This window comes from Arsenophonus endosymbiont of Bemisia tabaci Q2 (genome assembly GCF_902713415.1).
Lineage (GTDB): Bacteria > Pseudomonadota > Gammaproteobacteria > Enterobacterales > Enterobacteriaceae > Arsenophonus.
Genome location: NZ_CACTIE010000113.1, coordinates 1 through 11,373, shown reverse-complemented (window position 1 = coordinate 11,373; position 11,373 = coordinate 1). Strand labels below are relative to the sequence as shown.

10 protein-coding genes and 2 pseudogenes are annotated in these 11,373 nt (G+C 37.7%); 7 read left to right on the top strand and 5 right to left on the bottom strand.

Features of this window, described 5'->3' with window-relative positions; genetic code table 11:
• Positions 1 to 245 precede the first annotated feature (245 nt).
• From fur to ybfE, 3 genes are all read right to left on the bottom strand, one after another.
• Positions 246 to 713, bottom strand: a complete 468-nt coding sequence (fur, locus tag ARSQ2_RS06650; protein WP_181994791.1) for a ferric iron uptake transcriptional regulator — start codon at positions 711 to 713, stop codon at positions 246 to 248.
• A gap of 157 nt (positions 714 to 870) precedes the next feature.
• The gene (gene fldA / locus ARSQ2_RS06645; protein WP_181994790.1) at positions 871 to 1,401 is read right to left on the bottom strand and encodes a flavodoxin FldA; all 531 of its coding nucleotides are present in this window, start codon (positions 1,399 to 1,401) and stop codon (positions 871 to 873) included.
• A 202-nt stretch (positions 1,402 to 1,603) separates the two neighbouring features.
• A complete protein-coding gene (gene ybfE, locus ARSQ2_RS06640) occupies positions 1,604 to 1,885 on the bottom strand; it encodes a LexA regulated protein (RefSeq protein ID WP_181994789.1) in 282 nt (93 codons plus the stop codon).
• A 108-nt stretch (positions 1,886 to 1,993) separates the two neighbouring features.
• On the opposite strand from ybfE, the gene ARSQ2_RS06635 reads away from it, so the two are divergent.
• The 7 genes and pseudogenes from ARSQ2_RS06635 to eno all read left to right on the top strand — a co-directional run bounded on the left by ARSQ2_RS06635 (position 1,994) and on the right by eno (position 10,357).
• Positions 1,994 to 2,125: an IS630 transposase-related protein gene (locus ARSQ2_RS06635; protein ID WP_181994788.1), complete on the top strand. Its 132-nt coding sequence runs from the start codon at positions 1,994 to 1,996 to the stop codon at positions 2,123 to 2,125.
• 77 nt (positions 2,126 to 2,202) lie between these two features.
• Complete coding sequence (locus tag ARSQ2_RS06630; protein ID WP_202880390.1) at positions 2,203 to 2,631, top strand: transposase; 429 nt, start codon at positions 2,203 to 2,205, stop codon at positions 2,629 to 2,631.
• A gap of 35 nt (positions 2,632 to 2,666) precedes the next feature.
• Positions 2,667 to 4,015: pseudogene (gene rlmD / locus ARSQ2_RS06620) on the top strand (23S rRNA (uracil(1939)-C(5))-methyltransferase RlmD).
• A 13-nt stretch (positions 4,016 to 4,028) separates the two neighbouring features.
• Positions 4,029 to 6,263 (top strand): GTP diphosphokinase, encoded by a 2,235-nt coding sequence (relA, locus tag ARSQ2_RS06615; RefSeq protein WP_181994786.1) that lies wholly within the window; start codon positions 4,029 to 4,031, stop codon positions 6,261 to 6,263.
• A 72-nt stretch (positions 6,264 to 6,335) separates the two neighbouring features.
• Positions 6,336 to 7,126: pseudogene (mazG, locus tag ARSQ2_RS06610) on the top strand (nucleoside triphosphate pyrophosphohydrolase).
• Positions 7,127 to 7,350: 224 nt separating this feature from the next.
• Positions 7,351 to 9,000, top strand: a complete 1,650-nt coding sequence (gene pyrG, locus ARSQ2_RS06605) for a glutamine hydrolyzing CTP synthase (RefSeq protein ID WP_181994785.1) — start codon at positions 7,351 to 7,353, stop codon at positions 8,998 to 9,000.
• A 55-nt stretch (positions 9,001 to 9,055) separates the two neighbouring features.
• Positions 9,056 to 10,357, top strand: coding sequence for a phosphopyruvate hydratase (gene eno / locus ARSQ2_RS06600; protein ID WP_181994784.1), 1,302 nt, complete (start codon positions 9,056 to 9,058; stop codon positions 10,355 to 10,357).
• 334 nt (positions 10,358 to 10,691) lie between these two features.
• On the opposite strand, the gene ARSQ2_RS06595 is transcribed toward eno, so the two are convergent.
• Together ARSQ2_RS06595 and ARSQ2_RS06590 are read right to left on the bottom strand one after the other, a co-directional pair.
• Positions 10,692 to 10,931, bottom strand: a complete 240-nt coding sequence (locus ARSQ2_RS06595; protein ID WP_181994783.1) for a hypothetical protein — start codon at positions 10,929 to 10,931, stop codon at positions 10,692 to 10,694.
• A 34-nt stretch (positions 10,932 to 10,965) separates the two neighbouring features.
• Positions 10,966 to 11,373: two-partner secretion domain-containing protein (locus ARSQ2_RS06590; RefSeq protein WP_181994782.1), on the bottom strand; the 408-nt coding region annotated here is incomplete at its 5' end.

The following is an 11,373-nucleotide window of genomic DNA, read 5'->3' as shown; positions in this document are numbered from 1 at the left end:
ATGTTGCTTTAACAAATCGCGCTGTAAACCTCGGCCAAATTGAGCGGTGCTAAAACATTCCCCCAAAACAACAAACCAACAAACCAACCAACGAACAAAAAAGACAACTTTTTAGCGGCACATTCAAATTATGTCAAGCATAGTCTTATTTATGCGCTACAAACTTGAAAATAAAAGGAGAAATTGGGATTGCAGTTCTCCTTTTATTTTTAACTGATTAATAACAAAAATAGTAATAGGCTGGGTTATTTTTCTTCTTTACTATTGCGGGCAGGGTGGCCAAAATCATTTTCATCACAATGATCTTTTTTGGAGCAATGTCCATATAGATAGAGACTGTGATTAGAAAGCTTGATGCCATGACGTTCCGCAATATTTTTTTGTCTTGTCTCAATGGATTCATCACTGAATTCAATGACTTTACCACAATCTAAGCAAATTAAGTGATCATGGTGATGTTGTTGTGTCAACTCAAAAACCGATTTACCGCCTTCAAAATTATGGCGAGTAACAATACCCGCGTCATCAAATTGGTTTAGAACACGATAAACCGTTGCGAGGCCAATTTCTTCCCCCATATCAATGAGTTTTTTATAGAGATCTTCCGCACTGACATGATGGCATTCAGGCTCTTGTAATACCTCTAAAATTTTTAAACGTGGAAGCGTTACTTTAAGCCCTGCATTCTTCAATGCTTTATTGTTGTCGGTCATGCGGATCCTACCTTGTTGCATTAGCAGTGAATTCAATAATATCAAAACATCGTTAACAGTAGTATACTGTTTATTTTAAACTAATTTTACAATTATATATGTCATAATATCATTACAAAATTTGCAGGAATTATCATATAAAAAATATTGACAGCTATCAATCAATAATAGCTTGTAAATTTAGCTCTTCGGATATTTGTTTTACCCAGCTTTCCACTCGCTCAGCGGTTAGTTCTGGTTGCCTGTCTTCATCAATGGCAAGGCCAATAAAGTTAGAGTCATCAGCGAGCCCTTTTGATGCTTCGAAGTGGTAACCTTCTGTTGGCCAATGGCCAACAATGATAGCACCATTAGGTTCAATAATCTCTTTCACAGTACCCATAGCATCACAGAAATATTCCGCATAATCTTCTTGATCGCCACAACCAAAAATAGCTACTAGCTTATTGATAAAATCAATTTCTTTTAATGTCGGAAAGAAGTCATCCCAATCACACTGTGCTTCACCATAATACCAAGTAGGAATACCGAATAGTAAAATATCAAATGCTTCAATATCCTCTTTACTGCTTTTAGCAATATCATGAATTTCAGTAATATCAGCGCCGCCAAGGGTTTCTTGGATCATTTTGGCAATATTTTCTGTATTGCCAGTATCACTGCCGAAGAAGATACCTATGATTGCCATAAAGCAAGTAAACCTCTTAATTTTAATTTGAGTTGTTTTCTTATCTTATCTTATCGTTTCTTATCGTTATTAACAGTAGTAATCGCAAAGATAATAACGATTGATTAATAAATAATTAAATAACCGTTATTTTGACGAAAATAACGGTATAATTCTGTCAATTTTGTGTGTTTTAGGAAAAATAAACCAGTAAAATTGCAATTCATCGGTTTTTCTTTGCTAATTGTGTCAGCAATATTTGTTCTATTAATTTACTACGGCTTATTTTTTGTGCTTGAGCTAGCATATTTAATGCCGCAACAGCACGCTCATTGATTTTTAGTTCAACAAGGCGTAAACCTTTGCTTTTATCACGTTTTAACTGATTACGTTTATTAATTTTTAATTGTTCATGTCGAGATAAAGGATTGGTTTTTGGACGCCCTGGTCTAGATTCATCGGCGAATAAATCCCGGGTTGTGCGATCAGTCTGCTCTTTTGCCATAAATTTAAATGTTGATGGAAATTTGCTAGTTACTTAGACCAATCATACCCTAGCATGATAACTATCGCTACTATAGCTAAGCGACTTAATTTTGATGACATTATTTATATGAGTTATTCAATTGATTTTAGACGTAAAGTGATATTTACGATGGAAGAAGAAGGGTTGAGTATCCAAGAAACAGCGAAGCAATTTCGTATTGGCTCTGCATCTGTATCGCGTTGGATTAATCAAATATAGCTAATCGTCTTAATCTTGATTACAAAATATATTTTTTTCTCCAATATAAATTTACTGATATAGAGTAATTACTTGTAATCATTTTAAAGTCGCCAAGCTATACCCTGCGGACTCACGGCTATTCCCCGAAAGATCAACGGTGTGTTTGTCGCAAGAACTGCGGAGCTAAAGCAAGAACAAATGTTATCGGGGCTTTATTGGGCACAACGCTGTTTGCTATCGGATTATTTGATATCAATATTAACAGCGATGTTTTCTATGCATGGGTCACCCAAGTCCTTATCCCAGTACTTCCTAAAAACAGTGTAATCATGATGGATAATGCAACTTTTCACAAGAAACAGAGTATTCAACAAGTCATCATCGATGCGGGGCATATGGTGGAATATTGGCCTACCTATTCGCGAGATCTTAATCCAATTGAACATAAATGGGCACAAGCTAAATGCAAAAAAAGAGCGCTCGGATGCGACACAGATATTTTGTTCACACTCAATATGGTGTAATCAAAATTAAGTCGCTTAGCTATACCTTTAATGATATGGTACAGTTTTATTCTTCAAAGCAGCGTAAAGTTAAATCCGATAATTTGACAGAGTAATAGCTGAAAGTCTTGATGTTAAGGGTCAAGGTGTTGCGCATTATCAAGATCAAGGAAAAATAATTTTTATTACTGATTTACTTCCTGGTGAGCAAGCACAAATTCAATTTACAGAAAAGAAAAGGCAATTTGCCAAGGCAAAAGTGAGCAAACGATTGACTGATAGTTTTGATCTGGTGGCGCTTTTTTGTCGTCATTTTGGCATCTGTGGTGGTTGTCAACAACAACATGTGACGCCTGCTCTTCAACGTGCTGCGAAAATCAGTAGGTTAGAATATTTATTTCAACGTGAAACGGGCAGTGCGGTAAAATCATTGCCAGTTATTGCCGGTAGTGAGTATGGATATCGCCGTAGAGCGCGGTTTGGTCTTCAATACCAGCATGCAGAGCGTCGTTTACGCATGGGTTTTCGTCAGAGCCAATCAAATGTGTTAGTAGAACTGAAAATGTGTCCTGTTTTACAGCCAGAACTAGAAAAATTATTACTTCGTCTTGCTGACTGTTTAAACAAATTGGCAGCAGTTAAACATTTAGGTCATGTTGAGCTTGTTAATGCAGATAACGGCGTGAATGTTATTTTGGGTCATCTTAAGCCGTTAGCTACTAATGATAAAATATTATTAATTGCTTTTGCCAGGCACTATAATCTCAATGTTTATTTGGTTGATAATAGTGCCAATCGGCTTAAACTTGTTAGTTTGGCAAGTAATGATAGTGAGCCTTATTATTCTATTAAGAATGTGAAATTGACATTTGATCCACAGAATTTTATTCAAGTAAATCCTGAAATTAATAAAAAAATGGTTGCTCAAGCGTTGGATTGGTTAGCGCTTGAGCCGCAAGATAGGGTTTTGGATCTATTTTCTGGCATGGGTAATTTTACCTTACCTATTGCAGGTCATGTTAATGCTGCTGTTGGTGTTGAAGGCGTCGCTGAATTGGTGGTGCAAGGACGGTTTAACGCTAGTTTAAATCAATTAACCAACGTTGAGTTTTATCAATCTGATCTCGAGCTTAACATAGACTGTCAACCTTGGGCAAAAATGGGCTTTAATAAAATCTTATTAGATCCTGCACGCGCCGGTGCTATGGGCGTAATGCCACATATTACCAAATTTAAACCACAACGGGTGGTCTATATCTCCTGTAACCCAACGACATTAGTAAAAGATAGTCAACAATTACTTACAGCCGGTTATCAACTTATGAGTGTCAGGATGTTAGATATGTTCCCGCATACTAGTCATCTAGAGTCTATGGCACTTTTTTGTCGCGATTTAAGCAAATAGGCAAGGAAAGATTATGGTTGCAATTAGAAGCGCTCATTTGACATCTGCAGGAGAATTTGCCGTTGATAAGTGGGTTGCCAGTCTCAAACTTACCAACAATGACTCAGAACAAAAGTTAATTGAACTTTGGCATTACTGCTATAGCAAAGTTCAGCAACATGAACATCGTCAATTACTGCTATGGCGTGGCATCGAGATGGGAGAAATCCTGTCAACATTAAGCATGGATTTCGATAGTCTGCGTGCGGCAATGCTGTTTCCCTTAGTTGATGCTAAAATTGTCACTAAGGAAATTATTAATATTGAATTTGGTAAATCGATTCACGGATTGGTTAAAGGTGTGATGGAGATGGACGCCATTCGCCAATTGAATGCTAGCAAATTAGACGAAAAAAGTTCTACTCAGGTAGATAATATTCGTCGAATGTTGCTCGCTATGGTGGAAGATTTTCGTTGCGTGGTGATTAAGATCGCAGAACGTATTGCCCATTTACGCGAGGTAAGAGAACGCTCTGAAGAAGAAAGAGTCTTAGCAGCAAAAGAGTGCTTAAATATATATGCGCCTTTGGCCAACCGTTTAGGCATTGGGCAATTGAAATGGGAGCTAGAAGATTTCTGTTTTCATTATTTACACCCGGATGAATATAAAAAGATTGCTCAATTACTCCATGAACGTCGTATCGATCGTGAACGCTATATTGATGATTTTGTTTCGTCACTGCGACATTTTATGGTACAGGAAAGTATTACCGCAGAAATTTATGGCCGCCCGAAACATATATATAGCATCTGGCGGAAGATGCAAAAAAAATACCTGGCCTTTGATGAACTGTTTGATGTGCGCGCTGTGCGTATTATCGTTGAACGTTTACAGGATTGTTACGCTGCATTAGGTATTGTGCACACTCATTTTTGCCATTTACCTGATGAATTCGATGATTATGTTGCTAACCCTAAACCGAATGGCTATCAATCCATTCATACTGTGGTGTTAGGGCCAAATGGTAAACCGATTGAAGTACAAATCCGGAGCAGCCAAATGCACAAAAATGCTGAATTAGGTATTGCCGCCCATTGGAAATATAAAGAAGGTGCAGTAATAACAGGCAAAGGCAGGAGCTATGAAAATCGTATTGTTTGGTTAAGAAAATTGATAGCCTGGCAGGAAGAGATGGCTGATTCAGGGGAAATGCTTGATGAGGTTCGTAGCCAAGCTTTTGATGATCGCGTGTATGTTTTTACACCTAAAGGTGATGTCACTGATTTGCCTGCTGGGTCAACCCCACTTGATTTTGCCTACCATATTCATAGTGATGTCGGTCATCGCTGTATTGGCGCTAAGATCAGCGGCCGGATTGTTCCTTTTAGTTATCACTTACAGATGGGAGATCAAATTGAAATTATTACGCAAAAATATTCCAATCCTAGGCGTGACTGGCTCAATCCAAATTTAGGCTATGTTACGACAAACCGCGGTCGCGCTAAGATCCACAATTGGTTTCGTAAGCAGGATCGTGATAAGAATATCCAGGCAGGGCGACAAATATTAGATAACGAACTTAATCAACTGACGATAAGTATAAAAGAGGCGGAAAAGTTGTTATTAACCCGCTACAACGTTAACTTATTGGATGAAGTGCTGGCAGGTATTGGTATTGGTGATATTCGTATTAATCAACTAGTAAATTTTTTACAGAATAAGTTTAGCCAAACCACTGCCGAAGAACCAGACCGCGCCGCGTTAAAAACACTGGAAGCTAAAATATCCTCTATCCGCTTGCCAGTGAAAGATAGCGGTAGAATTGTGGTAGAAGGGGTTGGCAACTTGATGCACCACATTGCTCGTTGCTGTCAGCCAATTCCTGGTGATGATATTGTTGGTTTTATTACTAAAGGTCGAGGTATTTCGATCCATTGTATCGATTGTGAGCAACTGATCGAGCTGCAATTGCATGCACCAGAAAGAATTGTCCATGCTATTTGGGGTGAAAACTACGCTAGTGGTTATTCATTAGGAATGAGAATTATTGCTAATGATCGTAGTGGGTTATTAAGAGATATTACGACTATTCTTTCTAATGAAAAAGTAAATGTTTTAAGTGTTAGTAGTCGTAGTGATGTTAAACAACAATTGGCGACTATCGATTTAAATATTGAAATCGATCACTTACCTGTTTTAGGTCTTATTTTAACGAAATTAAATCAACTTCCTGATGTATTTGAGGCTAAACGTTATATTAAGTCGTAACTATAACATCATGTTTTAGTAAGTGGCGCATTGATAGGTTTTTGAACTTTATTAACTTCGGATAGAAATAATATGCAAACGGACTCAGCTGCAATAGAACAATTGTTATTGATTATGAATCAGTTACGTAATCCTGAACATGGTTGTAGATAGGATAAAGTGCAATCTTTTGCCACAATAGCGCCTTATACGCTGGAGGAAACTTATGAAGTTGTTGATGCTATTGAACGACAAGATTTTGCTGCTTTAAAAGAAGAATTGGGTGATTTACTGTTTCATATTGTCTTTTATGCCCAGATTGAAAAAGAACAAAAATTATTCGATTTTAATGAAATCTGCCAAATCGTCAGTCAAAAGTTAATATCACGTCATCCTCATATTTTTGCTAGAAAATCGATTATTAATGGCGATAAAGCAATATATGATTGGAAAAAAATAAAGTCAAAGAACGGGCCGCAAAAAATCAGCATTCAGTTTTAGATGATATTCCACAAGTACTGCCGGCATTAATGAAAGCCAACAAAATGCAAAACGCTGTGCGGCTGTCGGTTTGGCTTGGGACAAATTTTCCCCGGTATTAGCCAAAGTTCATGAAGAAATTGAAGAGGTTTTGGCAGAAATAAATAAGCCTGAACCGAGCCAATCACATATTGAAGAAGAAATTGGTGATTTACTTTTTGCGGTGGTTAATTTATCGCGCCATCTTTGGCCATGAACCTGAATTAGCATTACAAAAAGCGTGTCGTAAATTTGAACACCGTTTTCGCCGAGTAGAAAAACTGATCTTAAACAAAGGCGGTTCATTAGAAAATGCTACACTAGATGAAATGGAAAAACTTTGGCAACAAATTAAAAAAGAGTGATTATTATTTTTAGCTGAATGGATTCAGTATTAGTTAGGATGTTATAATGGAGCAGCTATTTATTGACAGGAATTTGAAAAAGCTAATTCTTGATATTGAAAGATTATTGATGAAAGTTAACCTTAATAGGTTTAGAACATTTGTAGCAGATTTAAGGTTAGGGTATACTGCTTTCCCGTCCTGTTGTATTCATCGTCTTTTACACCTAAATTTTCAGGTTTAGCATGAAAACAAATTATATTTTTGTAACCGGCGGGGTAGTATCCTCTCTGGGCAAAGGCATTGCCGCAGCTTCTTTGGCTGCTATACTTGAAGCGCGTGGACTGAATGTTACTATTATGAAACTGGATCCTTATATTAATGTTGATCCAGGCACGATGAGCCCAATCCAACATGGAGAAGTTTATGTCACCGAAGATGGTGCAGAAACTGATCTTGATCTGGGCCATTATGAACGTTTTATTCGTACTAAAATGACACGCCGTAATAATTTCACAACCGGTCGCGTATACTCTGAAGTATTGCGTAAAGAGCGTCGTGGTGATTATTTGGGCGAAACTATTCAAGTTATTCCTCATATTACTGATGAGATCAAAAACCGGATTATTCGTGGCGGAGAAGGCCACGATATCGTTTTGGTTGAAGTTGGTGCCACAGTCGGCGATATTGAATCTTTACCTTTTTTGGAAGCAATTCGTCAATTAGCGGTTGATGTTGGTCGTAAACACACTCTTTTCCTGCATCTTACTTTAGTGCCTTATTTACCTGCTGCAGGTGAAGTTAAAACCAAACCAACTCAACATTCAGTAAAAGAACTTCTTTCTATTGGTATTCAGCCAGACGTGCTAATTTGCCGTTCAGATAGGGTTATTCCAGTTAATGAACGGGCAAAAATTGCGCTTTTCTGCAATGTACCGAAAGAAGCAGTTATTTCATTAGAAGATGTTGATTCAATTTATAAAATTCCTGCATTATTGAAATCTCAGCAGCTAGATGATTATATTTGTAAGAAATTTCAACTTACCTGCCCAGCAGCTGATTTGTCTGAATGGGAACAGGTTATTGATGCGCAAGCCAATCCGGTAGGTAAGGTAACTATTGGCATGGTAGGTAAATATATAGAGTTACCTGATGCTTATAAATCAGTTATTGAAGCGTTAAAACATGGCGGTTTAAAAAATCGTTTAACAGTGAATATCAAACTGATTGATTCTGAAGATATTGAAGCGCGTGGTACCGAACTATTAAAAGAACTTGATGCTATCCTGGTTCCAGGTGGTTTTGGTGAACGAGGTGTCGAAGGGAAAATTATGGCAGCTCGTTACGCACGTGAAAATAATATTCCTTATTTCGGTATTTGCCTGGGAATGCAAGTTGCTCTGATTGAATATGCCCGTCATGTTGCTGGTATGGAAGGGGCAAACTCAACAGAATTTGCGCCAGATTGTTCATATCCGGTTGTTGCCTTAATTACGGAATGGTCTGATGACAGTGGTAGTATTAAAGTTCGTAATGAGAAGAGCGATCTTGGCGGTACGATGCGAGTAGGTAGCCAATTATGCCGTTTAGAGAAAAATAGTAAAGTCTGTCAGTTGTACAATAGCGACAAAATTATGGAGCGGCATCGCCACCGTTATGAACTCAATGGTAAGCTTTTGGCGCGTATTGAAGAAGCGGGTTTACGTATTGCAGGACGCTCAGCGGACAATAAGCTGGTGGAAATTATCGAGGATCCTAACCATCCTTGGTTTGTCGCTTGTCAGTTTCATCCTGAATTTACTTCGACACCAAGGGATGGCCATCCGTTATTTGCTGGTTTTATCAAAGCCGCAAAGGAATATCAGCAAGGTCAGCTGAAAAGAGATATGGGCTAAATGGTATTAATTTGTTACCATTGGGTGAAATTTAACTTGTACTGAGGAAAATTTAATGTCCAAAATCGTTAAAGTCATCGGGCGTGAAATCATCGACTCCCGTGGTAATCCGACTGTTGAAGCAGAGGTTCATTTAGAAGGCGGATTTGTTGGTTTAGCAGCGGCACCATCTGGTGCATCGACCGGTTCACGAGAAGCATTAGAGCTACGTGATGGTGATAAAGATCGCTTTTTAGGTAAAGGTGTTTTGAAGGCAGTTGCAGCAGTAAATGGCCCAATTGCTGATGAATTGATCGACCAGGATGCAAAAAATCAGGCTAATATCGATAAAATCATGATCGAATTAGACGGTACAGAAAATAAATCTAAATTCGGTGCTAATGCGATTTTGGCTGTTTCACTGGCTAATGCAAAAGCGGCTGCGGCAGCGAAAGGTATGCCTTTGTATGAGCATATTGCTGAATTGAATGGCACGCCGGGTAAATTCTCTATGCCTTTACCAATGATGAATATTATCAATGGTGGCGAACATGCGGATAACAATCTTGATATTCAAGAGTTTATGATCCAGCCAGTGGGTGCAAAAAGCTTGAAAGAAGCAGTTCGGATGGGATCAGAGGTTTTTCACCACTTGGCAAAAGTGTTAAAAGCCAAAGGGATGAATACAGCGGTCGGCGATGAAGGTGGCTATGCACCAAATTTAGAATCTAATGCCGCAGCTTTAGCCTCAATTAAAGACGCCGTTGAAGCAGCAGGCTATGAGTTAGGTAAAGATATTACTTTAGCAATGGATTGTGCCGCCTCAGAATTTTACAACCAGGAAACGGGTAATTATGAGCTGAAAGGTGAAGGTAAAACTTTTACTTCACAAGAATTTAGCCACTATCTAGAAGAATTAACCAAACAATATCCTATGGTTTCTATTGAAGATGGTCTTAATGAGTCAGATTGGGATGGTTTCGCCTACCAGACTAAAGTGTTAGGAGACAAAATTCAGTTAGTTGGTGATGATTTATTCGTTACTAATACCAAGATTTTGCAAGAAGGCATTGAAAAAGGAATTGCTAATTCTATTTTAATTAAATTCAATCAGATTGGTAGCTTAACCGAAACTTTAGCAGCAATTAAGATGGCAAAAGATGCGGGTTACACTGCGGTTATCTCACATCGTTCAGGTGAAACTGAAGACGCTACAATTGCAGATTTGGCAGTAGGAACAGCAGCGGGCCAGATCAAAACAGGTTCAATGAGCCGTTCTGATCGAGTTGCTAAATATAATCAATTAATGCGTATTGAAGAAGTCTTACGTGAAAAAGCGCCTTTTAATGGTCTAAAAGAAGTTAAAGGCCAGGCTTAAATTTACTGTTATTGATTAATCATATATTAAAGGCGAGAGACTTATTGTTATCTCGCCTTTTTTATTAATAGTTAATAGTCCTTGGATTTCTTTTATGCTTTTATTGTGCCTTAATAAGGCAACTGTTTATTAATATTATCAATTTATCGATCATGGTTGCCGGCCAAGAATTAGCGATCCTGAATTTTCAAATAGACTATCACCGCGTAGGGAAAAATTTTGTGCGATCAGCGAGCCGTTTAATTAGATATTATTATTTTTGCATGAATAACTATTACTACATTGATAAGGGTGGCTTTCCAGAATAATATTTTGCCCTTTGACAGTAAGTCTGCTAGCTAAGTTTAAGCTGACTATGGTGTAAATAAGTTAGATTAGTATCCGGTTTGATTAGGTGCTTAAGTTTAATGTTAGCTTGGCGCAGGCTATAAGATATTGCGCCACTTGCGGTAAGGTAGTGTTGTTGTGCAGCCTCCAGGGTTATATTATTGTTGACGATAATTTTATCGGCAAAAAGATTAACTTTAGCAATATTAATTTTAGCCTCAATATTCGCCAGATTGTTGATGGACAAAGAATTTTCTCTATCATCAGTTAAATTAATGCTGCTACCTATTGTGGTAATGAATTTTAGACTTTTCAGCTGTTGTAATGTTTTTTTTCGCTAGTATTTCCAGTTTACCTGCGATAAGCGACAGACTTTTGACATTATCTGTTTTAGCATTTTTCGAACTGATCCCATTAGGATTGGCAATAATCAAATCTGCAATAATTCCTTTAATGCCGATGGTGCCTTGTAGATTAGAGTGCTTATCGGTAGTAATTTCTGGGCTAATAATCTTAGCCGCTGGATTGTCTAGTATTGGATTTGATTGGATATCATTATTAAAGCTAATGCCACTTTGAGTGAAAGGAAGTTCAGAAAATGTATTATATGAAATGCCATTTTCTAGTGGTTTTGCAATATCAACAGTAGAAATATTGACATAAATAAATTTATTAGCAGTATAGCTAAG